General features: G+C 61.1%; 28 protein-coding genes and 1 riboswitch. Of the genes, 5 read left to right on the forward strand and 23 right to left on the reverse strand.

All coding sequences use genetic code 11. The annotated features are described in order from the left end of the window. Positions 1 to 78: 78 nt before the first annotated feature. The 5 genes from cobO to NKJ13_RS07685 form a co-directional block, all read right to left on the reverse strand. Entirely contained in the window at positions 79 to 711 is a 633-nt protein-coding gene (cobO, locus tag NKJ13_RS07665) for a cob(I)yrinic acid a,c-diamide adenosyltransferase (RefSeq protein WP_352477569.1), read from the reverse strand. 1 nt (position 712) lies between these two features. Further along, complete coding sequence (gene cobU, locus NKJ13_RS07670; RefSeq protein WP_352505717.1) at positions 713 to 1,234, reverse strand: bifunctional adenosylcobinamide kinase/adenosylcobinamide-phosphate guanylyltransferase; 522 nt, start codon at positions 1,232 to 1,234, stop codon at positions 713 to 715. Beyond that, entirely contained in the window at positions 1,227 to 2,009 is a 783-nt protein-coding gene (locus tag NKJ13_RS07675; RefSeq protein WP_352505716.1) for a CbtA family protein, read from the reverse strand. Before NKJ13_RS07675 ends, cobU begins: the two co-directional genes overlap by 8 nt. Before the next feature lie 15 nt (positions 2,010 to 2,024). After that, positions 2,025 to 2,204, reverse strand: a complete 180-nt coding sequence (locus tag NKJ13_RS07680) for a CbtB domain-containing protein (protein ID WP_023676561.1) — start codon at positions 2,202 to 2,204, stop codon at positions 2,025 to 2,027. A 36-nt stretch (positions 2,205 to 2,240) separates the two neighbouring features. Beyond that, positions 2,241 to 2,438: riboswitch (cobalamin riboswitch) on the reverse strand. Between the two features lie 188 nt (positions 2,439 to 2,626). Continuing rightward, complete coding sequence (locus tag NKJ13_RS07685) at positions 2,627 to 3,826, reverse strand: MFS transporter (RefSeq protein ID WP_352505714.1); 1,200 nt, start codon at positions 3,824 to 3,826, stop codon at positions 2,627 to 2,629. Between the two features lie 245 nt (positions 3,827 to 4,071). Between NKJ13_RS07685 and NKJ13_RS07690 the strand changes: the two genes are divergently transcribed. Together NKJ13_RS07690 and NKJ13_RS07695 are read left to right on the forward strand one after the other, a co-directional pair. Then, positions 4,072 to 5,070 (forward strand): heparan-alpha-glucosaminide N-acetyltransferase, encoded by a 999-nt coding sequence (locus NKJ13_RS07690; protein ID WP_352505713.1) that lies wholly within the window; start codon positions 4,072 to 4,074, stop codon positions 5,068 to 5,070. Between the two features lie 16 nt (positions 5,071 to 5,086). Next, positions 5,087 to 5,593: a methyltransferase family protein gene (locus NKJ13_RS07695; RefSeq protein WP_352454650.1), complete on the forward strand. Its 507-nt coding sequence runs from the start codon at positions 5,087 to 5,089 to the stop codon at positions 5,591 to 5,593. A gap of 19 nt (positions 5,594 to 5,612) precedes the next feature. On the opposite strand, the gene NKJ13_RS07700 is transcribed toward NKJ13_RS07695, so the two are convergent. The 4 genes from NKJ13_RS07700 to NKJ13_RS07715 all read right to left on the reverse strand — a co-directional run bounded on the left by NKJ13_RS07700 (position 5,613) and on the right by NKJ13_RS07715 (position 8,682). Further along, complete coding sequence (locus NKJ13_RS07700) at positions 5,613 to 5,999, reverse strand: MerR family transcriptional regulator (protein WP_254818129.1); 387 nt, start codon at positions 5,997 to 5,999, stop codon at positions 5,613 to 5,615. A 139-nt stretch (positions 6,000 to 6,138) separates the two neighbouring features. Continuing rightward, positions 6,139 to 7,536, reverse strand: a complete 1,398-nt coding sequence (mgtE, locus tag NKJ13_RS07705) for a magnesium transporter (protein WP_502894205.1) — start codon at positions 7,534 to 7,536, stop codon at positions 6,139 to 6,141. A gap of 349 nt (positions 7,537 to 7,885) precedes the next feature. Further along, entirely contained in the window at positions 7,886 to 8,368 is a 483-nt protein-coding gene (locus tag NKJ13_RS07710) for an SRPBCC family protein (protein ID WP_254818127.1), read from the reverse strand. Continuing rightward, positions 8,365 to 8,682 carry an ArsR/SmtB family transcription factor gene (locus NKJ13_RS07715; RefSeq protein ID WP_023676569.1) on the reverse strand — a complete coding sequence of 106 codons (318 nt, stop codon included), beginning with the start codon at positions 8,680 to 8,682 and terminating at the stop codon, positions 8,365 to 8,367. The genes NKJ13_RS07710 and NKJ13_RS07715 overlap by 4 nt, the downstream gene beginning before the upstream one ends. A gap of 435 nt (positions 8,683 to 9,117) precedes the next feature. On the opposite strand from NKJ13_RS07715, the gene NKJ13_RS07720 reads away from it, so the two are divergent. Then, on the forward strand, positions 9,118 to 9,933 hold the full coding sequence (locus tag NKJ13_RS07720; protein WP_352703661.1) for a phosphatase PAP2 family protein: 816 nt from the start codon (positions 9,118 to 9,120) through the stop codon (positions 9,931 to 9,933). A gap of 344 nt (positions 9,934 to 10,277) precedes the next feature. On the opposite strand, the gene NKJ13_RS07725 is transcribed toward NKJ13_RS07720, so the two are convergent. Then, positions 10,278 to 11,345, reverse strand: coding sequence for a cyclic nucleotide-gated potassium channel (locus tag NKJ13_RS07725; RefSeq protein ID WP_352505710.1), 1,068 nt, complete (start codon positions 11,343 to 11,345; stop codon positions 10,278 to 10,280). A 491-nt stretch (positions 11,346 to 11,836) separates the two neighbouring features. Between NKJ13_RS07725 and NKJ13_RS07730 the strand changes: the two genes are divergently transcribed. After that, positions 11,837 to 12,097 carry a hypothetical protein gene (locus NKJ13_RS07730; RefSeq protein ID WP_352777494.1) on the forward strand — a complete coding sequence of 87 codons (261 nt, stop codon included), beginning with the start codon at positions 11,837 to 11,839 and terminating at the stop codon, positions 12,095 to 12,097. 114 nt (positions 12,098 to 12,211) lie between these two features. Here NKJ13_RS07730 and NKJ13_RS07735 read toward each other — a convergent pair whose 3' ends face one another. Then, positions 12,212 to 12,541, reverse strand: coding sequence for a hypothetical protein (locus NKJ13_RS07735; RefSeq protein ID WP_352777496.1), 330 nt, complete (start codon positions 12,539 to 12,541; stop codon positions 12,212 to 12,214). Between the two features lie 97 nt (positions 12,542 to 12,638). On the opposite strand from NKJ13_RS07735, the gene NKJ13_RS07740 reads away from it, so the two are divergent. After that, complete coding sequence (locus NKJ13_RS07740; RefSeq protein WP_352777499.1) at positions 12,639 to 12,890, forward strand: DNA -binding domain-containing protein; 252 nt, start codon at positions 12,639 to 12,641, stop codon at positions 12,888 to 12,890. Between the two features lie 3 nt (positions 12,891 to 12,893). Here the strand turns inward: NKJ13_RS07740 and NKJ13_RS07745 are convergent, their stop codons facing one another. The 12 genes from NKJ13_RS07745 to NKJ13_RS07800 form a co-directional block, all read right to left on the reverse strand. Then, the gene (locus NKJ13_RS07745; RefSeq protein ID WP_352777501.1) at positions 12,894 to 13,772 is read right to left on the reverse strand and encodes an ATP-dependent DNA ligase; all 879 of its coding nucleotides are present in this window, start codon (positions 13,770 to 13,772) and stop codon (positions 12,894 to 12,896) included. 120 nt (positions 13,773 to 13,892) lie between these two features. After that, positions 13,893 to 14,105 carry a hypothetical protein gene (locus tag NKJ13_RS07750; RefSeq protein ID WP_352777503.1) on the reverse strand — a complete coding sequence of 71 codons (213 nt, stop codon included), beginning with the start codon at positions 14,103 to 14,105 and terminating at the stop codon, positions 13,893 to 13,895. Between the two features lie 46 nt (positions 14,106 to 14,151). Further along, a complete protein-coding gene (locus NKJ13_RS07755; protein WP_352777505.1) occupies positions 14,152 to 14,667 on the reverse strand; it encodes a hypothetical protein in 516 nt (171 codons plus the stop codon). Positions 14,668 to 14,674: 7 nt separating this feature from the next. Then, positions 14,675 to 15,004: a hypothetical protein gene (locus NKJ13_RS07760; protein ID WP_352777507.1), complete on the reverse strand. Its 330-nt coding sequence runs from the start codon at positions 15,002 to 15,004 to the stop codon at positions 14,675 to 14,677. Between the two features lie 170 nt (positions 15,005 to 15,174). Further along, entirely contained in the window at positions 15,175 to 15,468 is a 294-nt protein-coding gene (locus NKJ13_RS07765) for a hypothetical protein (protein WP_352777508.1), read from the reverse strand. Then, positions 15,468 to 16,124 carry a hypothetical protein gene (locus NKJ13_RS07770; protein ID WP_352710741.1) on the reverse strand — a complete coding sequence of 219 codons (657 nt, stop codon included), beginning with the start codon at positions 16,122 to 16,124 and terminating at the stop codon, positions 15,468 to 15,470. The genes NKJ13_RS07765 and NKJ13_RS07770 overlap by 1 nt, the downstream gene beginning before the upstream one ends. Continuing rightward, on the reverse strand, positions 16,121 to 17,254 hold the full coding sequence (locus NKJ13_RS07775) for a peptidoglycan-binding protein (RefSeq protein ID WP_352777510.1): 1,134 nt from the start codon (positions 17,252 to 17,254) through the stop codon (positions 16,121 to 16,123). Before NKJ13_RS07775 ends, NKJ13_RS07770 begins: the two co-directional genes overlap by 4 nt. Before the next feature lie 137 nt (positions 17,255 to 17,391). Continuing rightward, positions 17,392 to 17,769, reverse strand: a complete 378-nt coding sequence (locus NKJ13_RS07780; RefSeq protein WP_352777511.1) for a hypothetical protein — start codon at positions 17,767 to 17,769, stop codon at positions 17,392 to 17,394. Positions 17,770 to 17,849: 80 nt separating this feature from the next. Beyond that, complete coding sequence (locus NKJ13_RS07785) at positions 17,850 to 19,256, reverse strand: hypothetical protein (RefSeq protein ID WP_352777512.1); 1,407 nt, start codon at positions 19,254 to 19,256, stop codon at positions 17,850 to 17,852. An 81-nt stretch (positions 19,257 to 19,337) separates the two neighbouring features. Further along, positions 19,338 to 19,562, reverse strand: a complete 225-nt coding sequence (locus tag NKJ13_RS07790; protein ID WP_352777513.1) for a hypothetical protein — start codon at positions 19,560 to 19,562, stop codon at positions 19,338 to 19,340. A gap of 61 nt (positions 19,563 to 19,623) precedes the next feature. Continuing rightward, the gene (locus NKJ13_RS07795) at positions 19,624 to 22,512 is read right to left on the reverse strand and encodes a hypothetical protein (RefSeq protein WP_352777515.1); all 2,889 of its coding nucleotides are present in this window, start codon (positions 22,510 to 22,512) and stop codon (positions 19,624 to 19,626) included. Positions 22,513 to 22,613: 101 nt separating this feature from the next. Then, a complete protein-coding gene (locus tag NKJ13_RS07800; RefSeq protein ID WP_352777517.1) occupies positions 22,614 to 23,834 on the reverse strand; it encodes a hypothetical protein in 1,221 nt (406 codons plus the stop codon). Positions 23,835 to 23,838 lie beyond the last annotated feature (4 nt).

Raw genomic sequence — 23,838 nt, forward strand, 5'->3', positions numbered from 1 at the left:
TGTCCCCGTCCTTCACGGGGAGAAGTCGCCGGCAGGCGATGAGGGGCAGCGCTGACCTTGACAAACCAGCAACACCCCTCAGAACTCAATCCCCTGCTGCGCCTTCACGCCGGCGGAGAAGTGGTGCTTGGTCACGGCCATCTCGGTGACCAGGTCGGCCGCCTCGACCAGTGCCGGCTTGGCGTTGCGGCCGGTGACGACGATATGCAGGCCTTCGCGGCGTGACTTCAGCGCCGCGACCACCTTTTCGAGGTCGAGATAGTCGTAACGCAGCGCGATGTTCAACTCGTCGAGCACCACCAGGCTGATCGACGGCTCGGCCATCAGCTCGAGCGCCTTCGCCCAGGCGGCCTCGGCCGCCGCGATGTCGCGTTTCAGGTCCTGCGTCTCCCACGTAAAGCCCTCGCCCATGGCGTGCCAGAGGACACGGTCGCCGAAGGCGGCAAAGGCGTCCTTCTCGCCGGTGTGCCATTTGCCCTTGATGAACTGGACGACGCCGACACGCTTGCCGTAGCCGAGCATCCTGAGCGCCAGACCGAAGGCGGCCGTGGTCTTGCCCTTGCCCGGCCCGGTGTTGACGATCAACAGCCCCTTCTCGACCGTCTTGGCTGCAACCTCGGCGTCCTGCACCGCCTTGCGCTTGGCCATCTTGGCGCGGTGGCGTTCCTCGTCCCCCTGTTCAATGGTCTTGGGATCGATAGTATCAGCCATGTCATTTCACCTTGAGCGGCAGCCCCGCCACCATCAAAAGCACGGTGCCGGCGACCGCCGCGACGTCCTGGTTCAGCCGGCCGGCGGCATCGCGAAACCGTCTTGCCAGCGCATTGTCCGGCACGATGCCCTGGCCGACCTCGTTGGACACCACGAACCACGGGCCACGCGGCCGCGACAGCACATCGGCCAGCCTTTGGCATTCGGCCTCGACATCATGGTCGGCCAGCATATGGTTGGTCAGCCACAGCGTCAGGCAGTCGATCAGCACCGGCTGGCCGTCGGGCAGTGCCTCGATCGCGCCGGCAAGGTCGAGCGGCGCCTCGATGGTCGTCCAGCCATCGCCTCGCCGCGAGCGGTGCAGCGCGATGCGCTGACGCATCTCCTCGTCATAGGCTTGCGCTGTGGCGATATAGCTCCACGGCGCCGGACAGGCGCTCACCAGCCTCTCGGCATGCGCGCTCTTGCCGGAGCGCGCACCGCCGATGACCAGGGTCAGCGCCCCGGCAGCGCGGTCAGGCAAAGCTGTCGCGCAGGCTGGTTGCCGCGCCGGTGAAGCGTCCGCGCACCAGCCCGACGACCATACCGAGCACCAGCCAGAACACCAGATTGGTCAGCGTCACCGCCACCACGAACTGATGATGCAGGCCTTCCGGGATCGCCGTCTCGAAACTGTCGGGCTGCGGCGCGCCGACAATATGCGGCGCAACGATCAACGCCACGGCAAGGATCGCCAGCGGCAGCGATCTGCGGAAGGCGATAAGGCCGAGACCGGCCGCTGTCGCCACCACTGTTGCCCACCACCAGATCTGGCGTTGGACAAGGTCGGCCGCCGGCATCGCCGGCAGTTCCGGCGCCAGGCCGAGGCCGGGCGCCAGCGTGAACACGGCAAAGCCGGCAAGCCCCCAGAACAGGCCCTGGCGCCAATTGCCGATGCCGCCGGCGAATTCCGAAACCGCGACCAGGACCAGTGCGAAGCCAATGCCGGTGACGATATTGGCAACGACGCTGAAGCCAAAGCGCTCGAAGCCGTCGGCCGGCGCCCAGCCTTCGTCTTCAGCCGGAGCCATTGCTTCAGCCGGTGCCGGCGCGGCGCTGCTCATAGCCATCGTGCCCGCTGCGTTTTCGGCCGGTGCCGCAGGTGCCGCGGCATGGTCATGGCCGCCGCCGGCCTGTTCGTAGACTTCCGCTTTCAGGATGAGCGGCACGGTGGCGTAGGCCTGCATGCAGGCGAGAACGACGCCGGCCACAAGCCCTGCGATCGCCGCGATGAACACGACGTTGCGAAACAGTGTCATGATGTCAGCCCCTTGTCAGTGGCAGGGAAAGCCCATCGAGTGGCGATAGTCATGCGCGGCATTATGGACCGCATCGATATGCGAGAAGCCGACAAAGCCCATGACGAAAATGCCGAGGAATGCAGCAAGCGCCAGCTGCATGAGACGCGACTGCGAGGAGGCGGAAGCGCCGAGCGAAACGGAAGCGGTATTCATGTCTTGTCCTTTCGCCCTCCACCCGAGGGCATAGAAGTCAGTTTCCTGTCGCCGGCAGGTCTCCTGGCTCGCGGATCAGCACCCTTCCCCACCTTCCCGAAGGCGAACCTTCAGTGGCATATGGAGAGGACTACCGCACACAGTTGCGGGGGCAGCCACGGCATTGGGCAAACAATTTCGCCCGCACCGCATTCCCTCTTGGTTCCAAACGGAACCGACGACATCAGCGACTATAGGCAGAATCGCCGCGCCCGGCAAACCAAATTCCGCCGGATCGTGTGGCGAATGCGCCGCCTCGCCAAACCGGAGAACTGGCGCCGCAGACGTCGCGATCTGCGCGGTCAAACAGAACGGCCTGCGTTCGATGCGGCACTGCACCGCTTCCACAATTGGGTGTTCGAGCGCCATGCGGCGCTCGAACATCAAAGCGATTTGGGCAGATAGCGCCAGGTGACGAAGCCGCAGATCGCCGCCAGCAGGCCGAGTGTCGCGAAAACCGCGCCCAGGCCGAAGAACGCCAGCACCACGGAATAGACCAGCGGCGGCGTCAGCTCGGAAAAGTCGAGATAGGTGCGGTAGACCGCCGCCATCTGTGCCCGCTCATACGAGCGCACCGAGCGCATGAAGGCGGTCGAGCCCAGCGCATCGAGCGCGATGGTGAAGAAGGCACCGCAAAGCAGCAAGGCGCCGGTGATGAGCGGTGCGGCCTCGCCGACGGCGCCGGCCGCCAGCAGCGTTGCCGACATCGCGAAATAGGCGAACGTCATGGTGCGCCGGCCGCCGAAACGCTTTCCTGCCCTGCCCCAGAAGATGGCCATGAACAAAAGCGCATTGCCGGCCGAAACCAAGAGGCCGCCGGCGAGCTTGCCCTCGCCGGTGATCACCATGAACAGCGGCCCATAGACGAAGAACGTCGTCCAGAAGCAGGAGCGGCCGAAAGCGATCAGCCAGGCCAGCCTCAGCCTTGGCTGCGCGACGAAGCGGCCGATATTGGCCAGCGGATTGACCGGCCGCGTCTTGCCGGGGCGGATCGACGGGTTATCGCCAAGCCGGTAAGTCCAGAACAGCGCCAGTAAAGCCATGGCGAAGACGGCCACCGCGCCATGCGCGGCATAGATGCCGAAACGCGTGTAGAGGTAAATTCCGAGGGTCGGCCCGGTGGTCCAGGCAAGCATCGACCACGCCATGCGCAGCGACTCGGCCTGCATGAAATCGGTCTTGCGGATATGGTCCATGATGTAAAGGTTGAGCGTGATCGCCAGCGCGCCGGCGCCGACGATGCGGCAGAGCATGCCGACCACCTGGCCAGCCAGCGTATGGGTGACGAAGAACAGCGAGCCGGCGGCCAGCAGGCAGGCGCCGGCGGTATAGACCCAGCGCCGGGCAAAGCGGGCGATCAGCATCGGCATGAACAGCGTCGCCGACAGGCCGAGCATCGCCACGATCGTGTAGAGGATCGAAACAATCTGCTCGTTGTGCAGTATCTCATAGGCCTGGATCGGGATGACGCTGGACACGGTGGCGCGCGCGAAGGATTCGACCGCATAGAGCGAGGCGAAGGTGCGGGCATCCGCCGGCCGCAAGGCCGCAAGCCAGATCGGATGGCGCACATGGGTAGCCATTGTGTTCCCCGAAGCCGAATCGCCCGAAGCAGGGTTGGAGCACAAATCTGCCGCGGCGATTCCTGGCCGCGTAACATGAAACCGACGCCTTCACGGCAAAAAGCGAAGCCGGCCAAAGGCTTTCCGGCTCTGGCCTAAAGCAGCCCTGATGCCGCCGTCACCAACGCAAAGCAAGGCCCTGCTTCTTTTGACGGTGGCAACCGTGATAGTCGTCTTGCCGGGGCTGAACCAAGACAGCGAGACCAATGAGCATCGACACGCCGAGCGCAGCCGTTCAGGATCAACCGAAGTCGAAGCGCATCGCCGCTATCGACATTGCACGCGGCATCGCATTGCTTGCCATGGCGAGCTATCATTTCACCTGGGACCTCGAATTCTTCGGCTACACCGATCCCGGCCTCACCGCCTTCGGCTGGTGGAAAATCTACGCGCGCTGCATCGCCTCGAGCTTCCTGTTCCTGGTCGGCATCAGCCTCTATCTCGCCCATGGCAAAAAAATCCGCTGGACCGGCTTCTGGAAGCGCTTCGCCATGGTTGCCGGGGCAGCGCTCGCAATATCGCTGGTCACCCGCATCGCCACGCCCGACGGCTTCATCTTCTTCGGCATATTGCACGAGATCGCGCTCGCCAGCTTGCTCGGCCTGGCGTTCCTGCGGCTGCCGGCGCTGCTGACGCTTGCCGTGGCGGCCCTCGTTATCGCCGCGCCTTTCTACTTGCGATCCGAGCTTTTCGATCATCCGGCTTTGTGGTGGGTCGGCCTGTCGGCGACCAACCCGCGCTCCAATGACTACGTTCCGCTGCTGCCCTGGTTCGGCGCCGTACTTGCCGGCATCGCGGTTACCAAGCTCGCCGCCACCTCCGGCGCACTGACGCGGCTGTCGGCCTTGGCGCCCGGCCGCTGGGCAAACCCGCTGGTCTTCATCGGCCGGCACAGCCTTGCCTTCTATTTGATCCATCAGCCTGTGCTGATCGGCTCGGTCTGGCTGTTTTCGCAATTCATGCCGGCGCCGGCCGAAACCAGGGAGGTGAGTTTTCTGAAATCCTGCCAGATATCCTGCGAGCAGGCACGCGACACCGAGTTCTGCTCCAGCTATTGTGCCTGCATGCTGGACACTCTCCAGGGCGAAGCCTCGCTTGACCGGCTCTACAGCAACGACCAGTCCCTGGAGTGGAAGGCGCATATTGGCGAGCTCGCCGGCACCTGCACCGCCCAAGCCGAGGCGGCGGAACTGGGAACGCGCTAATCGAGGGAGGACAATAATGAGCGACAGTCACCCGAAACCCGTGCAGCAAAATCCTGGGCAGCCGAAGCTGGGGCACATCCCATGGCCGCCGCTGATCTATATCGCCGCCATCATCGTCAGCGTCGCGCTAGGGCTGTTCTATCCGCTGCCGTGGATCGGCGATCTTCTCGGCGACATCCTGTTCGCCGCCGGCCTTGTGGGGTTGGTGGCGGTTGCCGCGCTCTGGTTCACGGCAATTCGCACCATGATCCGCGCCAAGACGACGCTCAACCCGAACGGCGTGCCTGACCATCTGGTGACCACCGGACCCTTCGCCGTCAGCCGCAACCCGATCTACCTCGCCAACACATTGCTGCTGGTCAGCCTCGCCTTTGTCACGGGGATCGCCTGGTTCCTGCCGCTGGCGGTCATCGCGGCGTTCTTGACGCAGAAGCTGACGATCGAGAGCGAGGAGAAGGTGCTGACCGCCAAATTCGGCAAAAAGTACCGGGACTACGCCAAAAGGGTGCGGCGCTGGATTTGAGCCGAGGCTGACACCGCGCCTATGTGGTGACGCCGAGTTCCACCAGCCGCTCGACGCAGGATTCCTCGGCTTGGTCGAGTTCGGCCAGGGTCTCTTCGAGGTCGCGGCGTTTCTGGCGCAAATGCTCACGCTTTTCCTCGATTCGCTTGATCATCAATTTGAGTTGGCCGACCTCGCCGGGCGGCTCCCTGTACATCTGGATGATTTCGCGGATCTCGTTGATCGAGAAGCCGAGCCTTTTTCCCCGCATGATCTGGCGGATCAGATGCCGGTCCGATGGCCGGAACAGCCGGGTGCGGCCGCGCCTTACCGGCTGCACCAGCCCTTCATCCTCGTAGAAGCGCAACGTCCGCGTCGACACGTCGAATTCCCGGGTCAGTTCCGTGATCGAATAATATTCCCGCATCGTCACTCCAATGCCCCGACCACGCCGCGAGTTCCAACTGGCCGGCGCCGCCGGCGCTCAGGCGCGTACCAGAATCGGCGGACAAGGCGCTTTCCAAAGCCTCGCACGGCATTTACGTAAAAGTCAATTGAGGTGCCGTTCAGCGCACGCCGAACCACCATGTGGCGAGCCCGAGAAAGGCAAAGAAACCGACGACATCGGTGACCGTGGTGACGAAAACCGCCGAAGCCACAGCCGGATCGATCTTGAAGCGGTCGAGCAGCAGCGGGATAAGGATGCCTGCCAGAGCCGCCACGAACATGTTGATGATCATCGCAGCCGCAATGATGCCGCCGAGATTGCGATCGTGGAACCAGGCAGCAGCCACGAGGCCGATCAGGATGGCGAAAATGATGCCGTTGATGAAGCCCACCCCGATCTCGCGGCGGATGATGCGGCCGGCATTGTAGATGTCGAGGTCCCTGGTCGCCAGCGCCCGCACCGTGACGGTCATGGTCTGCGAGCCGGCATTGCCGCCCATGCCGGCGACGATCGGCATCAGCACCGCCAGCGCCACGATATGCTCGATGGTGCGGTCGAACAGGCCGATCACCGAAGCCGCCAGGAAAGCCGTCAAAAGATTGACCAGCAGCCAGGGCACGCGCGAGCGCGAGGTCGAAAAGATGCTGTCCGAGAGTTCTTCGTCACCGACGCCGCCCATGCGCAGCAGATCTTCCTCGGCCTCCTGCTGGATGACGTCGACGACGTCGTCGATGGTCAGCACGCCGACCAGCCGCTCGTTCTCGTCGACGACGGCGGCGGACAGAAGATCGTATTGTTCGAATTCGCGCGCCGCCTCCTCCTGGTCCATGGTGGCCGGGATGGCATGCCTGGTCTCATGCATGACCTCTTCGACCTTGACCGAGCGCTTGGTACGCAGGATCTGGTCGAGGTCGATGGCGCCGAGCAGCTTGAAGCTCGGATCGATGACGAAGATCTGGCTGAAACGGTCGGGAAGATTGTTGTCCTCGCGCATGTAGTCAATCGTCTGGCCGATCGTCCAGAAGGGCGGCACCGCGACGAACTCCGTCTGCATGCGGCGGCCGGCGGTCTCTTCGGGATAATCGAGCGAGCGCCGCAGCCTGATCCGCTCGGTGAACGGCAGTTGCGACAGGATCTCGTCCTGGTCCTCCTGGTCGAGGTCTTCGAGAATGTAGACGGCATCGTCGGAATCGAGATCCTGCACCGCCTGGGCGATCTGCGCATTGGGCAGACTGTCAACGATGTCGCGGCGGATCGCCTCGTCAACCTCGGTCAGCGCGGAAAAATCGAAATCCTTGCCCAGCAATTCGACCAGCGCGCGTCGCTGTTCCGGATGCAGCGCCTCGAGCAGGTGGCCGAGTTCCGACTGGTGCAGATCGTCGACTTCACGCTTCAGCGTCAGCGTATCGCGATCGGCGATCGCGGCCCCGATCTGGGCGAGGAACGACGACAGGATGACGCCGTCCTCGTCATAGATGTCGGCGCGGCGCTCCTCGGCGGCCCTGGCGCCGGTCATCTGTTCGTCCTGGCCTTCCACCAGCGCCTCCCGCCATCGGATTTCCGGATAAGGTGCCTGTCAGGTCTAACGCATGACCCTGACAATCGGAATCGATTTTGCGAAAGGACCATGCGCAACGGCAAATTGCTACAGCGCCGTTCGCGCGTCCAAACGACGCAACGCATACCGGATGGTAGGAGGAGAGGACGTTCTACAAACCTGCGGCGCTGCAAAACCTTTGCGGCGCCAGGTAAAGGGCAGCGTATCTCCCCGCCCGGTCAACCAGATGGGGAGATCGACACTGATTCAAAACGGCGAGGCCGGCAGTGCGAGGGCCTCGCTGGTATTGGACTGGAAGGCTTCCCGATCAGGCGGCGTGGCGCTTCGCCTCGGCCGCATAGCGGTCCAGGAGACCGCTCCAGCCACCCTCGGATTCGAAGGCCTCGCGCATCGCCTCTGCGGTTTCGCCCATGTTCTCCAGAAGCCTGTGCTCGAGTTCCACACGCGTCGCGTTCTCACCGAGCGCGACAAAGCGGATCTCGACTTCGGTCAGCAGTGCCGGATCGTAGCGCCAGCCGGCTCCAATGCGCCAGGCGAGCGTCAGCCTGGACGGCGGATCCCAGGCGAGAACCTCGCCCCAATCGCATTGTGACCCATCCTCGCCAATCTCGTACCAGCGGCCGCCGGCTTTCGGTTCGATCACCGCGGTCGTCAGGGCGGATTTGCCGATCGAGTGCGAAGCCGGCCACCAGCGCCCGAATCCTGTGGTGAACACATCGAATGCCTTGTCGAGCGGCACCTCCACGGTCACCGACTTCCTGACCGGCGCGGGCTTGATCATGGTCGTCATTTCCTCTTCTCCTTGCTGTTGTCGACTTCCCGTTTGAAGGCGTCGAGCGCATCGCCCCACATGCGGTCGAGCCAGGCGCGCATCTCGCCAAGTCCATGCGGGTCGAGATGATAGATGTTGCTGGCACCTTTCGGCTCTGCGCGGACCAGCCGGGCTTCCTTCAAAACCTTGAGGTGCTGCGATACGGCCGGCTGCGAGACCGGAAGCACTCGCGTCAGATCGATGACCGAGCGTGGCCGATCGGCGATGAGCTCGAACACCTTGCGGCGTGTCGGATCGGCCAAGGCCACCATGCCTGCGTAATCATAAATCATGACTTATGATAAGCTAAAACTTATGATACGTCAACAGGAGGCGGCAGGCCGCGTTAAGCACCGACCAGTTCGGTTTCCAGCCCCCGGGGCAATCCCTTCACGCAGGGGCTTGGACAGCAAATGCGGATGCAAGATTACAGGGAAACAATCCGTCGCATGCGAGCCGGCGGCAAATGTCGACCACCGGGGAAAAGTAAACCTGGCGGCAAGGTTTTTACCTTATCGGTATATGTGTCTCTCCGGCGAAACGTTAAGAACGGGTAAATTGGTTTGGCCCTAACCACGGAAGCCTCTCGCTACAGGCCCTCCGCCATATGGCAATTGCGCCTCTCATTGTTCATGGCGACATATGTTTTAGGCGCATCCGCACTATACCCAGAAGTATTCTATACGTCTGCCTCAATCTATTCTCACAAATTTCTTGTTGGGATCCCGGTGTTGTTTATCGGTGGCGTCTGCTGTGCCGCGCTAATCCATGGCCGGCGGCAACCGGTTCGCTACGCACTGGATTTGGCTCAAGGGCGCTGGCGTGGTTGTCTGCTGGTGCTGCTGTTCTTCTTTGCCAGCTTGACCGCGTTCTCTACCTACAAGATCGCCATCCCGTCCGTCGTCCCATACTATGCCGACAACTGGTTGGCCGACGCTGACGAATGGCTGCACGGGATGCCGCCATGGGAGATCGTCCATAAGCTCGACAGCAACGATTGGTCGTCCGTCGTCTTCAACAGCTATGAAGTCATTTGGTTTTACCAGTGGTTCGGCACCATCCTTTTCGTGTCGCTCTGGTCGGACGAGATTGCCCGCATCCGCTATCTCTGCGCAGCAGCGCTGACGTTGTCCGTCCTCGGAACGGTCTTGGCCCTGGCGCTGGCATCGGTCGGACCGGTTTACTACCACCACTTTGTCGGCGTGGATCGCTTCCACGGATTGAATGCGGCCCTGGACAGGCTGGACCATAGTTACATGGTGCGGGACCCCGCGGCATATCTCCTGATGGCTTACCAGAGCGGCCGGCCAAGTCTTGGCGGCGGCATCTCGGCCATGCCAAGCATGCATGTCGCCTTTGCCGTATTGAACGCCTATTTGCTGTCATCGATCAATCGCTGGCTTGGCGTTCTGGGTTGGACCTTTGCAGCCCTGATCCTGTACGGATCGGTGTTCACTGGCTGGCACTATGCCGTGGACGGCTACGCATCGATCGTTGTTGTATCGGTGATCTGGTGGGCGACCGGACGCCTGGTGCGCGAATAGCTATGTGCGCTTGTCGATGGATGGCCATGGCCGCCGATGGCCAGTTCGCATAAGCCAAACTCGCGACCGCAATCAGGCACAAAGCACGTGCCCCGACAAGGACGCTCCCCGCCGTGCGAGAATTCAACGAGGAAGAGATTCCGCTTTCGAATTTAATGGTGCGGTCGAGATGCAGCGCCGCAACGCCTCCCGCGTTGATTTTAAAGCATTTCTCTACGATTCCGCGGCGATTTGTATTGAGGGCGGTTCGGCAGCGGCAGAGCATGTAGTTCCAGCCAGCCACTGTCGGCGGGCAATTGGCCGCCCTGGCAGCGCATCCTCCTCCTGACAAACACCTAGTGCGGTCAACCCTTAGGCGCCGCGCCGCGCCGCTCGAGCGCGGTTTTGCGAATGATTTCTGCGATCTCCGGGCTGCTGCTGCACAGCATCTGGAAATCCGCCGAGTGTAGCGACAGGAGTGAGACCACCGTTGTGGCGCTGACGGTCGCCGAGCGCGGTTCGCCGGTGATCAGCGCCATCTCGCCGAAGAAGGCGCCAGGGCCCAGCTCCACCGGGTTCGGCGTCGCGACGCTGACGCGCCCCTCCACGACGAAGAACATCTGATCACCGGTCTCGCCCTTGCGGCAGATCACAGCGCCAGCCGGCACGCTGCGAGGTCGTAATGCGCGCACGATCTCGACTAGTGTGGCCGGGCCGAGCTTCTGAAACAACGGCACGGCGGCGACCAATTGCCAATTGCGGACGAAATCCTCGCGACGGACTTCTTGATAAAAGCCGGTGGCAAGAATGCCAGCCCAGAGCGCGAAGATGCCGATGCCACTCATCATGACCGCCCCGGCAAGGACGCGGCCGGCGAAGCTTTCCGGAATAGCGTCGCCATAGCCGGTGGTGGACAGCGTGACCACCGCCCACCACATTGCCTGGGGGATGCTGCCGAACTTTTGCGGTTGGACGTCGCGCTCGATTACATAGGCTGCGAGCGCAACACCGAACAGAACGATGCCGAAGACCGTGGCGACGCCGATCAGGTTGCGCGCTTCGTTGGTCAGGATTCTGCCCAGCAGCGGGAAGAAAGTTGAATCGCGCAGCGGTTTCAGCAGCCAGACAGCACAGTAGAGGCTCCGATCGGGCGTGCCGACGAGCAGAAATGCGGCGAGTGGAACCAAAACCGCGAGCATATCAATGGCGATTGCCGGCGTCCTGTCCCGAACGTCTCCCGCCCGGCGCTTGAGCAGTTTCTCGGCCAATTCCAGGAGATAGACGCCCCAAATGACCGCGAGCACGGCAGCCAAAGCCAGTCTGCTTCGCCCGGACATGTCCGGTGTCGTGAGCGCAGCCACCGCCACAAGCCCAGTCGCAGCCAGCACCGCGTTGAGCGGCGCGTAAATTCTTAAGAAAGGCAGTACCGACATTCTATGCCTACGAGCGGATGCTACCCTCCAGAATAGGATGCCTTCAAGGCAAGCGCAAAGGTGCTTGCTTTCGCTGCGATGCCCATCACCAACCGTGAACTCAGATGTCCGGGAAAGTGAACAGACGGCATAGGACGCGAATTAACAAATTACGGTGACAGTGGGCTTTTTGCCGTATTTGCACGGCTGTGCGACAAGCCTGAAAAATCGCAATAACTTCCACAGCCAAAGACTGAACAGCCAGAAGACTGATTGGTGCGGTCGAGATGCACCCGCACCTATGTGTGCTTTTGATATCATTAGCGAAATCGGCTCGAAGGCCTCTTTTGTGGCACAATAGGTGGCGCAATTGGGGGTACGCCCAGGTGCGGCCCGCGTCGGCGGTTCGGTGCAGCCATCTCATGGTTAGGTGCAGCCGTTTTGAGTTCCGACCATGTGCGGTGTAAACGAGCATTAAAACGTGTGGCCAAGCGGAAGGCGGAGCGGACGGCATGACGATAAGCAAATCAGTGAATTACGATCTGAGACAATACGCCCTCTGGGTGGAGGCATGCGTGAACGAGCATGGCGGGTCGGCTGCGCTGGCAGCGTGGGAGCAAATAGAAAAGGTGGTCAATGCCCATGACGCGCTCCTGTCAGCGCTGGAAACCGCAAGGGCGAGCGTTGCCGGAGAATGGGGCGAGAATCATCCGGAAGTCAAAGATATAGACGCTGCCCTTGCGCTGGCGCACGGAGGGAAGCCGCCGGCATGAGGGACAAGACTTCCGACATGTTCGGTGTAAACGAGCGTTCAAACGCCAGAAATGGCGGCTTTCCGGGCTTTTCTGTGCCGTTTGTGCCCAGCTATTTCCCCTGAAACTGGGCGCTTAGGCCCCGTATCTGGGCGGTTTCTGGGCGCGCGGTCCGTCGATGCGATGGCCCATGCCGGAGACTTTAATGTTGTCCGGTGTATAGGTCAGGCCGACGGCTTTGCCGCCGCACTTCGCACACCTCAGCTTCGGAATGAGATCATCAGCCATCGCCGGCGCATCCGGACCGAGCTTCGCCTTCAGCTTCTCTAGATTGAGCGTCTGATTATGGTGGCATCGCGAATTGTGGCAAAACGCGACCAGCCGCATCTTGCCATCGATCAAAGATTGTAGTGTCCAGCCTTTCGCCATCCGGTCGATATAGCGCTGGCCCTTGACGAATGCCAAGTAGGCGCCATCATCGGGTGATGGAAGCATCCCCAGCGAGCGCGACGGCCTCCCCAGCCGGTGCGCGCATGGAGCAACCCGAAAGGGCATGTTCGTTATGAAGCCTGGAATCTTTGAGGAAGTTCCGTGGTCCGACACCATCACGGGTTACGACAAAGAGAATTTCACCATCTACATGCGGATCCTGGACGCCTGCGCTGACAATGCCAGCCAAGAGGAGATGGCCAAGCTCATTCTCGGTATCGACCCCGTCCTTGAACCGGTCCGCGCTCGCAAGGCTGTTCGCAGCCATATCGACCGGGCGAACTGGATGGTGACGACCGGCTACAAGGAACTGTTCGCCGGTTGACTGCTATTCCTCATCGCCAAAACCCAGCAGCGAGGCATGGCGTATGTGGCTGTGATCGCCACGGAGATGCTTGACGCGCAGCTTTACGCCAGGCTTGACCCACTGCGTCGCCGGCCGCTTCTTCATGGCCTCTGGCGGCGGGCCGGCGTGCTCCCGGACGCGCTTCAACAGCCTATCTTTCATGTCGCGGCCCAAGGTGATGAAGGCGGTACCGAGATATTTGCCGGTGCCGGGATCAGCCAGCAACGCGAATGCCGCCTTGCCCGGCTCGCGCTCGACGCCGAGCAGTTCGAATTCGTCGATGGTCCAGCTCTTTGTCTTCAGCCAGTTCGATGTCGGGCCGCTGCGATACTTGCTGTCGGCGCGTTTTGATACGACGCCCTCGAGTCCGGCCTGGTCGGCCAAGTAGAAGATCGACTTGGCGTCACCGGGTATGGCCTCGCTGAACTGGATCCTGCTGTTCGGCTTGATGATGCTGTAGAGCATTTCCCGGCGCGCTTTGCAGCCGATGTCGCGCAGGTCGTGGCCGTCAAGATGCATGATGTCGAAAGCGCCGAGGTACATGGCATAGGGATCGCTGTGGACGGCTTTCTGGAGCGCGTTGAAATCGGGCAGCCCGGCTTTGTTGGGGACGACCGCCTCGCCCTCGATGATGGCGTTCTCAACCTCAAGCTCCCGCGCGGCTTCGGCGACGCCCTTGAACTTGCTCGTCCAGTCGGCACCGGATTTGGTGAAGACACGGATGTCGCCCGGGCCATTGATGACGACCTGGGCGCGGTAGCCGTCGAGCTTGATCTCATGAATCCAGTCGTCACCCCCCGGCGGCTTGGCGACCAGCTTCGGCTCCATCGGAGGAATAAACGCCAGCCTGGCCCCGCTCATACAAACCCCACGCAATGCACCTATTCAATAAACTTTGAACGTTTCGGTTCCTTGAACGCAAAAAGCCCGCCGCACCTTTCGGCACGGCGGGCGATCATAATGCTGGCGCTGGGAGAATGATCAGCTGGTCGTGGAGGCCTTCGCAGCTTCGATCTCCTCGGGCGTGGCCTGGCGCTCGAACACCTCGAACACCGAGGGGCCGCCGTTGTTGTGCGGAAGGCCGAACGACTTTTCAGCCGGGAAGCCTGGACCGACCGTGCCGGACTCCACGCCGTTGATCTTGATGGTCGAGACGTAGTTGCCGTTGGTGTTCACCTTGATGGTCGTGGTCATGTAAGTGTTTCCTTTGGGAGATTGCCCGGAACCGCCGGGCGCGGACTTAAGGCTTCAGCTCGGGCGTGAGTGGCATCAATGGCGCCGGCGCTGGCACGATGTCGAAATAGACGGTCGGCGCCGTCACCACGATCGGGAAGGCCAGCTTCTGCAGGATGTTGCAGGTGTAAGTGAAGCGCGCCTCGTAATGCGCCCGGCCGAGCGACGTCGCCAGCGGGATGGTGATGGAGCGCTGATAGGTCTCGCGGCCCTCCGGCGGGTAGCCGTCGATCAGAGGCCGGCGGCCGACGGTGTAGGTCGACGGCACATGCACGATGCCATCCGAATCTGTGACGTAGCGCTCGACTGCCGCCGCGCAGATGCGGTTCTGGATCACCGTGTACTGGACGTCGAGCACGCCGCCCTGCGGCACCTGCGGCGTCAGCACGCTCGCCGTCTCGAAGACGATGGGCGGCTCGCGGTCGATCAGAATGGTCACCAGCCATGCCAGGAGCACGGCAAAGGGCGAAGCGACCAGCGCCGAGCGCCAGTCGAAGGCGCGCGTTCGTTCCAGCACCGTCATCTGGCCCTCATTTGATCGACCTCAGATAGGGCGCCAGCAGCGCCCATAGTTGGTTCAGCGCCACCAGCACGGCGGCAAGCCCGAGCACGAATTTGGGCGCCGAGCGCAGCGTCTTGTTGAAGATCACCGAGCGGGTGACGATCCTGAAGCCTGCCTCCCATTTGTCGTCCGGCAGCTTCAGGAACTGGTCCAGCCGGTCCATCTGCTTCTTCGACAAATGACTGATCTGGATGATACGTTCGCGCTCTTCCTCGTTCCATCGCGCCACCATTTCGATGGTGCGCTTGTCGAGCTCCCGCCAACGCTGCGGCAACGCCAGCGGATCTGTTTCCGGCATCGGTTCTCCCGCCCAATCAGGATTTCAGTTCGGCGCGGCGCGCACCGCTCGCCTTTGAGTGGCGATCGCATTCGCCGGGCTTGTAGAGGCCGATGGCGCAGCCAGGCGCCATCGTGCGGTCGATCCTGTTCTGATCTTCGACGGTCTTGCCCTGCGCACCCGCCAGGCTGCTACCGAGGGCCGAGCGCAGCGCCGGAACACCGCTGACGCCGGAAGTCCCACACCCCGCCAGCAGCAATGCAGTCGTCAAGAGACCGGCTGGCTTCAATGCCGTTGTGTATCGCATCCTGGTTGTCCTTTTCGATCTGGTCGCGCACTTCCTGCGCTCCCCAATGCTTGATGAGCTCGTAGCCGCCAAAGGCGGCGCCAGAGATCGCGAGCAGCATGACGGCCCATGCCAGGATGCCGGCGAGCGGGCGAGGAACGCCCACAAGACCGGCGACGATTCCGATGAGCGCGGACATCAGCAATCCCTCAGGACGCCGTGATGCAGGAAGCCGTGAAAGCCGGGCACCGCTATCGAGCCTGCCCCAGCCGCGCAGGTGTTTCCGTCCTTGTCGACATGCAGCGTGCCATCCTCAGGGCGGCCATGGCGGACCCAGCAGGAATGCTCGCGTTCGTCCGGCATGGTGCAGTTGCTGGCGCGGCTGTCGATATACCAGTCGTGATTGCCAGGCAGTTTCACCACGAGCGACCGATGATCAGGACCAACCATATAGCCGGATCCGGTCGGACCCTCCCTGCGACGCTCGGAAATCCACCATGCATCCCAGCAAGCGCCGACGGGCGCCCTGTCGAGCGTAGAGCGTTCGCCTGTCGCCTCGCAGATGTAGATTTGTTTGCCGAAGAGCTGGTGCGGATCGTCGGCGCCGAACGGACGACCGCAGGCCTCGCAGGCCTTGGGCCAACGAGGATCACCTTCGGCCGGCTTTCGATTGTCCCTGTCGCCGGCGATATAGCCGTCCCTGGTGTACAGGATGTCGGCTTCGCCAAGTTCGAACATGGCATTGCAATAGCCGCCCGTCGCCGCGCATTTGTGCTGGTCGCTCGAAGTATATCGGCGAAGCCACTCACGCTCGCGATCGGTCGGCCCCCACCAGGATATCTTAACCTCGCTCATCGCCGCGCTCCGCTCTGGAACGCCTCGACGCCTTTGGCCTCACCGTGGCGGGCAATGAGATATAGCCCGCCGGCAACCACGGCGATCCCCAGCATCCACACCCAGCCGGGCACGTCGCCGGCGGCATCCTTCACCGGCTGCATGACGCCGGAAGCCTGGTCGAGATTGCCGAGAATGCCGTCAAAGAAGCTGCCGATCAGCGCAAAAATGCTGGCGAAGAAAGCGCCGACCTTGGTCAACCAGTTCGTGCGGACCTCCGGCACCTTTTCGCGCACGACGTCTGGCGTGGCATCGGTGCGCGCCGGCGCCAGCACGCGCGGCTTGGCCTTCTGCAGCGCCAGCAGCAGATCGTCGTCGATGCCGTCGCCGTCTGGCAGGCCGTTTTCGGCGCGGAAGGCGCGGATCGCGGTCGATGTCATTGTGCCGCCCTTGCCGTCGACGCCGCCGACCTCGGTGTAGCCGAGATCCTTCAGCTGCTGCTGCACGCGCGCGATCGTTTCCTTGGCCGGAGCGTCCGCAGTGGCTGGCTCTGCCGCCACGGGCGGGGCCGCAGGAGGCGTTGCGGCGACCGGCGGCTGCGGAGCGGCGGCCGTCGCGCCTCCCGCGGCCTTGACCTTGTCAAGCATTGCTTCGACCCGCTCCGGAGCGAGCAGGGCCTTGTTCAGCCTGTCGCCGGCATAATAGGTCTCGCCACGGGCCACCTTGCGATGCGCACCCTTGGTCGCCTGCAGCACCGGAAACGACGCCCATTCCTGCGCCAGCGCCAGGCCGAAGGCGGTACGAGAGCGCCGGCCGGCGATGAACTCGGTAAAGCCGCGTTCCTTGAGCAGCTGATAGCCGAGAGCTTCCTGCATCGGCCCGTCCATCAGTTCCTTGCCGATCAAGCCCAGAACCTTCTTGAGACGCTGAAGCGTCGCCTTCATGAACTGCAGCTTGCCGCAGGCCGAGCTACCGAACCGCTTCGTCCAGCTTGAGCCGGCCGCGATCACCTCGTCGATCGTCATCCTGGTAAGCGGCTTCGGCAGCTTGGCCTGGTTGTTGCCGTACACGGTATCATAGCCGTGCGGCGCCTCGATGCTTCCGATGAAGTCGAGCAGCATCGCCGCTCCCCTGGGAACGTTTCGGTCCATAGCAGTTCCTTTCCGCCCTCACGGGCAGGTTGCTGGATTAACTTGGCTGCGGGGGTTGAGCGCCTAATGGCGTTGCGGATTAGAAGCGGAAAGGAAAAGACCGCCGAAGCGACCTTTGCCTTCGAACGAATCTCGGGTCAGTAAATGCAGGCCTTGTAGGTGCCGCCAGCCTGGGCGGGAAGGCCGCAAAGCAGCCCCGTCTCTACGAGTTTTGCCGCAAGATCGGTGCCATCAGGCAGGAAGCATTGCACGACGATTGCGCCATTGAATTTCGGCGCCGTCCTGCCGTCGCAAGGCGTTCCCAGCCCGACAGGCTTGCAAGTGAGGGTGTTCCCTTGAAACGTCTGCACCGCTGTCGCAGCGTCCCTGGCCGACACCATCGGTCTTGGCTCAACGCCGCACAGGACGATCTTCGTGTAGTACGTGGTATAGAGCGACATGTCGTCCAGCGAACGGACCGTGAGCCTGCCGGTCATAGGCTTAAGTGCCGCCGGCTTCACTTCGACGTGCCTCACGTCAACGCCCATCCTTGCAATCACAACCATGAAGCCGGTCGCGAATAGGGCAAAAAAGGCGAAGAACCACAGTTTCCGCATTACCTGGCGATACGCTCTTTCAGTTGACCCGCGAACTGCCGCGCCGCCAATGAGCCGCGCGGCGGGCCGTAAGGCGCCATCCTGCGCATCTTTGGAGCCGGCATACCGTATGCGATCATCGCCACCATGAACAACCCGCCGCCGGTTACGAGGCCGGTGAGCAGCGGGATATTCGCCTCCTGCATGAGAAACGGCAGCGACACAGTTGCGGCAAAGGCAAGCCGCGCACGCGTCACCACTTTATTGGCAAGACTGAGCAGCACGCCGAAGACAATCCCGACGATCATGACGCCGATCATGCCGAACGCCGCCAGCCCGTCGCTTGCCCAAAAGCTCGAATTGGCGTTGAAGCCGTCGCCGCCGGCAAGCCGGATGCCAACGACAAACCCCAACGGGACCTTGTAGGGGTACTGGATGAACAGGTTGAGGATATTCGAATGTGACCAATAGGTTAGAGGGCTATCGGAAAACACGTCCGCGTAAACCCCTACCATTGCCCCTTGCAAGGCGAGAGTTCGCATGAAGATGGTGGACACAATGTCAAAAGCAACTCCTGACGGCCGATCCCCGGTAACGATGAGGATCGCGGAAACCAGCATGCCCAGCGCCGCCGCTCCAAACGCAAGCCGCGAAACCACGATGCGGCCATTCTTGACCGCGAAGATGTAAAACCCGACCACCACGAACAACATGACCAGCATCACCTTGCCGGCGAAGGCCATGAAGACCAGGACCTGACCCGCTATGGCGACAGGCAGCAACCATCTCCTTGACCTGTCGAACATGCCCACCGCCAGCAGGTAAGGGTTCATCGCGTTCGATAGCCAGCCTGTGAGATATAAGGCGAGTGTACTAGGGGCAGCCGCAGCGAATAGAGCGCGCTGAGTGTACAGCGATTCAAGGGTGGAAAACCTCAGCATTCCCCTGAACTCGTAGAAATAAAACGCAACCGCAGCGAAATAGACCCCCATGAACAGAAACAGGAACCGATCCGCTTGAAGGCGTTGCGTGATGACACCTTGGCGGAAAATAAGAACTCTCGGAATGTAGATCATAAACAGGAACGATATCGTCAACGACAGCATCAGGCCTGGAGCGCTAAACGATTCGAACCCTTGGACAGAGATGCACAATATCGCCGGAATGAAGATGATCAGGAAAATGATCCAGCAGGCGAAGTCAGAATATCTGTTGATCGATACCGGCAGGATGCACCCGAACAAGGCTATGATACTGTAGGCCAGTAAGGCATTGACGAGATCGTGGTTGTACCACAAGCCGAGATAGAAAAACGTTACTGTTCCCCAACTGATGTAAGCGTGCATAAAGCAAACGACATAGACGGTAAGCCAGAGCAGAGCCGTTAATCTCTGATAGCTAATATTGCCCGGTGTTACGTGCTCCACGTCCCCTGCCCCACCCCAAGAATAATTGCCCGTTGGTGGGTATAGGGTCTGCCAATTATTTAGGCAATGGCAAAGTTCTCTCTAGGCTTGGTTGATGGCGTCAGATTTCCAGGCCATTGCCGCGTCACTGATGGCGCCATAGAGTTGCGGGCCATCGCTCGACGCGAGAAGGCCCGAGATACCTCTTAGTTCGAAATAGCCATCCCCAGATTCATATCGCGTTTGATTGTCGGACACCACCACAACGCCGTTTTCGTAGACAATAACTGTTCTTTTCCCAACCGTGATTTCTACCTTGATAGTCATATGCTCAGGTCCCTTAGAGTGAACATGCAAGTATACCAATCTCCCTACGCAATACCAGCTATCAGGTCCGGATAATCGCGCCCGACGTCGGCTTGACGCCGATCTGATCCCAGACGCAGCCGCCATCGACAATCCCTGTGCCGGTTCCTGTCGGCCCTGTCGCACCGGAAATGCCAGTCGTAATGCTTGCAAGCTGGTAGATCTTGCCCGCATCGGCGGTGACTAGCTGCCCAACAACCGGATAGCTCGTCAGCGTTACCCATGCCGGCGCAAGCCAGCCGGTTGTGAGCGTGAAATACATCGCTGCCGCTGCTGCCGCCGGAGCATCATTGCGCATACCCATGATGGAGCCGGCAGGATAAAATCCATGGCCACCTGCTATGACAGGATCGGCTGTCACCAATGCCATTTCCCCATCATCATCGACCGGCGAATACACACGCATTGCACCAAGCCCGGTGATTGTCGGGTAGGCTTCCCCTGGTGCATTCATATGGCTATAGCCGACGATTTCCATCGCTTGGAGAACAGCTGGATTTGTCCCGCCGCCGACCATCATATGAAGGGTCTTGACCTCATCCCGAACCGTAATCCAGAGATCCTTCGCATAGGCAAGATCAGCCTGCACCGCAGCCGGCGGACCGTTCGTCAGGATTGGCTGGGTGGAGTTGAAGGCAAACCCGCCCTTGACGTATTGTTCGGTTCCCCACGTCGCCAGTTCGCCAGCCGTCAGCCAGTCGGCCGCGCCATAGGTCGCGGGCAGTTCGGTGATGGTACCTGTCAATGCCGCTCCCGCAGCGTCGAAAGCGTAGAAAGCAGGCCGGCCAGGGAAGTTATCCTGCGCCGCGTAGCGGAACCGGAATGTCTTAATCTTAGACGTATCAACAGCCACACCAACTCGCGTTCCATTTGCGATAAGCAGTGCATCTCTGTGGGCGCCAATTGAGGCGGCCGACGTAGTGACCCGCTTCTTTGTCGGAGTAGCGCCAGCTCCTTCCACGAGGAAGAGTTCATCCCCCTTTAGGTACGCTGCACCGGCACCGCCGGCTGATTTCAGCAACTTTCCAAGCCCACCCCGGCGCCAGGAATGGGCCACAGCGCCCGGCCCGGTCATGGTGTTGCCGACCGCGCCGTTGATTTGCAGGATCGAGATTTTCTGCACCGTCCCGGCAGAGTTGTTCCATGGCGCATCGAACTCGTTGAAGGACGCGGAGGGGCCGGCAGCGCCGCTGACCAGACCGCCATCGCAGATCATCATCGGTCCCTTGCAGCTCTCGAAGCGGCTGCCGGTAAATTTGTTGTAGATGCCGACGCCATCGAACAGGACCGGGCAGCGATATGTCGCGCCCGCTGGCTGGCCGAGTTCGAAGATCAGATCATGAAAGGCGTGGTTGTTGTTGCCACGGTAAGAGGCGACTTTATTCCAAGTAAACACTTGGCCGTACGCATTGCCAAGTAGTGCGGCAGAAGATGTGCAACCGTGGCGTCCTCCAAAAACTTGGCACGCATTGGTAAATCCGGCGTTAGGGTCAGTTCCAGACGTTGTAAAGATGCGTTGAAACTTAACATCGGAAATATGCAGACCATATATTTTCGTGTAGGGAAAGTTTACGTACTCAATGCCCTTGGTGAAGCCGTAGGTGAAATTCTCAACGACCTTGCAGAAAAAGCCGTATTTCATGCGGATGGCGGTATCGTCAGTCTGAAGGGTGCCGGGCCATTGCAGTGCACCAGTCGCGATGACACAAGGATGCAGGAAGGTGCCTTCCCAGAACCGCAGCACGGAAGTCCCGACGACATCGAACGCTACTTTGGTCCGCGCACCACTGTATTTGAACGTGACGTAGCTCAAGTCAATGAAAAGCGCCGAGGCCTGCGTCCCGCTCACCAAACCATAGACCGGCAAGATCACTGTGTCGGTGATCTTTGAACGTTGGAAGCTCTTAATCTTGATCGGCCTATTAAGGGCCGCCATGCCTGCAAAATAGTTATTCCAGGCGGTGGTGTTGTCGGTTACAAAATTGTCGTTGATGACGCCGTATTTTTCCGGCTGCGGATTCTTGTCGCTATCAAGCCAGTAGGCGCCGGCCGCATCCTGTTTATAGCACTGCGTGGGGATGCCGGTCAGGTCGGCCAATAGGACGCGCCGGTAATTGCCTTCTCCACCATCGCTATTCGATGCGTACCCGTTCAGTGTGATGTTGTTGATCCCGACAGGAATCGTCAACGAGCCAAGTCCGGTGCGCGTGGCATAGATCGGAACATTGCCCTGACTGACGATGTCAGAGGCGAAGCCTTCCGCGATGTCGCGTGCCGCTTCTGCCCTATCGGCCTGTGCGCCGGCCAAAACCACGGCGGCTTCGGCTGCGGCCTGAATCGCAGCGCTAGCCTGGTCGGACAGCAGGCGGAAAGTGGATCCGGATACAAAGCCAAGCACCGGACCGGCCGTGAGCCCGCCCACCACAACATTGTTGCCAGCGGCCGTCTTGATAGTCAGCGCGGAGCCGCCATTGAAGGCAACTGTGACTGGAGACGCCGTGTTGGCCTCAAAGACATCAAGGCGGACGATTTGGGAACCGGATGCCGACAAGCCTATGCTGGTCGTTGCCACAATGGCATTCGGTGTCCCTGCCCCAGCATCAACAGCGTGGACGATCTGAGTGCCCGGAACGAAGTCCAGGAGGCGAGACCACGATCCGGTAGCAGATGCGCCGACCTTCATGTAAAGGCCGTCGTAGCCAGGGTCGCCCGACACCAGCGCTGGAGTATTGGCTGCCGGCGTCAGGTCGGCGTCGAGCGCAGCCTTCGTCGCGTAGACCTTGCCGTTCGTGAACGCGAGAGTGGCGAGGGATTCAAGGTATGTTCCCCACTGGCGGATTTGTGATTTCGTCGGCTGCGATGGAGCTGCGCTCGGTCCGTCAGCCCAGATCGTGTTGGCAAGGTCGACCATGCGAATTTCTCCAGGTCCGGCCAAGAAGGCGGCCGTTCAAAAAATAGTGGCATTCGTTCGGATGAGCGAAGTGACCCCAGGGCGCGCGCCTGATTTAGGCCCTATGGCGCGACGTAGCCGCCGCAGTTGAAATAGACCTGCGCCCCAGTCGTGATGTTGGCGACATTGAGCGCGGTCGCTGCGGTAGATTTCAGCGGCGAAGGAAAGCTTATACGCAGCGGGCCAACCCCGAGCGCTTTGAGGAAGCCCCTGTAGATCACCGTCGAACCGTCCTTGACGACAATTTCGGTGTCGACCGTGGCATGCACGTTTTCGGCGGAAAGCCATGTCATATAGTTGCGCAGACCAGCCGCTGCCGCCGCCTTGACCGGCACGTCAGCCGTGCCGACCTCACCGCCAGACGCTGCGGCATAAGACCAATCAGCCTCTGGGATGGAGAATGGCTTTTGAATAAGCGCGCCAACGAGCGTTGCTACAAGATCAGCCGCATCTCCGGCCTGAACTGCGGTATAGTTTGCTGTTATCGCTCTTGCGCCACCCCGAAGCGGAGCGCCAGAGATTGCCGCGTCATGCGCGGCCGCACCGACGATCGGCAGAGAATTGTTCGCAACATTAACGCCAGCAACACTGCTGACCGAGACTTTACTAAGTTCACCAACGGCCGTTACCGTACCGGACCCATAAACCGAAACCCTCGCCCGGAAATATCGGGCCTTGCGCGGGAACTGGAGGAGCGCCGTCGTGGTCGTGGTGGTCTGCGGAGCGACAGATCCGATATCGAGTGATCTAAGGCCTGCGCATGAGAACCAGTTAGCATTGTCGGCGCTTGCCTCAAAAATTACCGTGCACCCGACGCCAATGCTCGTAATCTGTACGACGATGCTTTCGTAGCCAAGCATATCCTGGGTAAAGATGACGGCGGCACTGGTTGCCGACCCAGAGACCGCCAAGCCATCAAGTTGTGACACCGGCACTCGTGCAGCGTCCGACATCGCCGTCGCGGAAAGCAGGCCTGCAATCAGCGACGTCAATCGCTGCGCAATGCGCTGCAGCCTACCGTTTAGGCCGCTCGATGCCGTATCGCTGGCAGGCGCGGTTTCTGTTACAGCCCCAAGAAGGATGGCCTCGGCAGCGAGATCGGCCTGGATGGTGTCGAGCTTGGTGTTGGCTGCGGTCTGAAGGGTCGACGTTGCCTGCGGCACCGGCACATCAGTTTCGTCAACCGCGATGGTCCGGGCGATATCGAGACCGCCGGCCGTGGTGACCGAGCGATTTCGCGTTGCCGCCAAGGCGTCCTTATAGCTTGCTGCTGTTCCGGCCATGTCG

This window comes from Mesorhizobium sp. M0174, from assembly GCF_040322275.1.
Taxonomy (GTDB): Bacteria; Pseudomonadota; Alphaproteobacteria; order Rhizobiales; family Rhizobiaceae; genus Mesorhizobium.

Bases quoted from the DNA above. Each gene is read 5' to 3' on its own strand.
- NKJ13_RS07700 (WP_254818129.1), bottom strand. From the start codon at position 5,999: ATGCGGGAATATTATTCGATCACGGAACTGACCCGGGAATTCGACGTG.
- NKJ13_RS07775 (WP_352777510.1), bottom strand. From the start codon at position 17,254: ATGGACCGAAACGTTCCCAGGGGAGCGGCGATGCTGCTCGACTTCATC.
- NKJ13_RS07755 (WP_352777505.1), bottom strand. From the start codon at position 14,667: ATGACGGTGCTGGAACGAACGCGCGCCTTCGACTGGCGCTCGGCGCTG.
- NKJ13_RS07800 (WP_352777517.1), bottom strand. From the start codon at position 23,834: ATGGCCGGAACAGCAGCAAGCTATAAGGACGCCTTGGCGGCAACGCGA.
- NKJ13_RS07770 (WP_352710741.1), bottom strand. From the start codon at position 16,124: ATGAGCGAGGTTAAGATATCCTGGTGGGGGCCGACCGATCGCGAGCGT.
- NKJ13_RS07695 (WP_352454650.1), top strand. From the start codon at position 5,087: ATGAGCGACAGTCACCCGAAACCCGTGCAGCAAAATCCTGGGCAGCCG.
- NKJ13_RS07715 (WP_023676569.1), bottom strand. From the start codon at position 8,682: ATGATTTATGATTACGCAGGCATGGTGGCCTTGGCCGATCCGACACGC.
- NKJ13_RS07740 (WP_352777499.1), top strand. From the start codon at position 12,639: ATGAAGCCTGGAATCTTTGAGGAAGTTCCGTGGTCCGACACCATCACG.
- mgtE (WP_502894205.1), bottom strand. From the start codon at position 7,536: ATGACCGGCGCCAGGGCCGCCGAGGAGCGCCGCGCCGACATCTATGAC.
- NKJ13_RS07710 (WP_254818127.1), bottom strand. From the start codon at position 8,368: ATGACGACCATGATCAAGCCCGCGCCGGTCAGGAAGTCGGTGACCGTG.
- NKJ13_RS07760 (WP_352777507.1), bottom strand. From the start codon at position 15,004: ATGCCGGAAACAGATCCGCTGGCGTTGCCGCAGCGTTGGCGGGAGCTC.
- NKJ13_RS07750 (WP_352777503.1), bottom strand. From the start codon at position 14,105: ATGACCACGACCATCAAGGTGAACACCAACGGCAACTACGTCTCGACC.
- NKJ13_RS07680 (WP_023676561.1), bottom strand. From the start codon at position 2,204: ATGAATACCGCTTCCGTTTCGCTCGGCGCTTCCGCCTCCTCGCAGTCG.
- cobO (WP_352477569.1), bottom strand. From the start codon at position 711: ATGGCTGATACTATCGATCCCAAGACCATTGAACAGGGGGACGAGGAA.
- NKJ13_RS07685 (WP_352505714.1), bottom strand. From the start codon at position 3,826: ATGGCTACCCATGTGCGCCATCCGATCTGGCTTGCGGCCTTGCGGCCG.
- NKJ13_RS07730 (WP_352777494.1), top strand. From the start codon at position 11,837: ATGACGATAAGCAAATCAGTGAATTACGATCTGAGACAATACGCCCTC.
- NKJ13_RS07790 (WP_352777513.1), bottom strand. From the start codon at position 19,562: ATGACTATCAAGGTAGAAATCACGGTTGGGAAAAGAACAGTTATTGTC.
- NKJ13_RS07765 (WP_352777508.1), bottom strand. From the start codon at position 15,468: ATGTCCGCGCTCATCGGAATCGTCGCCGGTCTTGTGGGCGTTCCTCGC.
- NKJ13_RS07675 (WP_352505716.1), bottom strand. From the start codon at position 2,009: ATGACACTGTTTCGCAACGTCGTGTTCATCGCGGCGATCGCAGGGCTT.
- NKJ13_RS07725 (WP_352505710.1), bottom strand. From the start codon at position 11,345: ATGTCGGTACTGCCTTTCTTAAGAATTTACGCGCCGCTCAACGCGGTG.
- NKJ13_RS07795 (WP_352777515.1), bottom strand. From the start codon at position 22,512: ATGGTCGACCTTGCCAACACGATCTGGGCTGACGGACCGAGCGCAGCT.
- NKJ13_RS07745 (WP_352777501.1), bottom strand. From the start codon at position 13,772: ATGAGCGGGGCCAGGCTGGCGTTTATTCCTCCGATGGAGCCGAAGCTG.
- NKJ13_RS07690 (WP_352505713.1), top strand. From the start codon at position 4,072: ATGAGCATCGACACGCCGAGCGCAGCCGTTCAGGATCAACCGAAGTCG.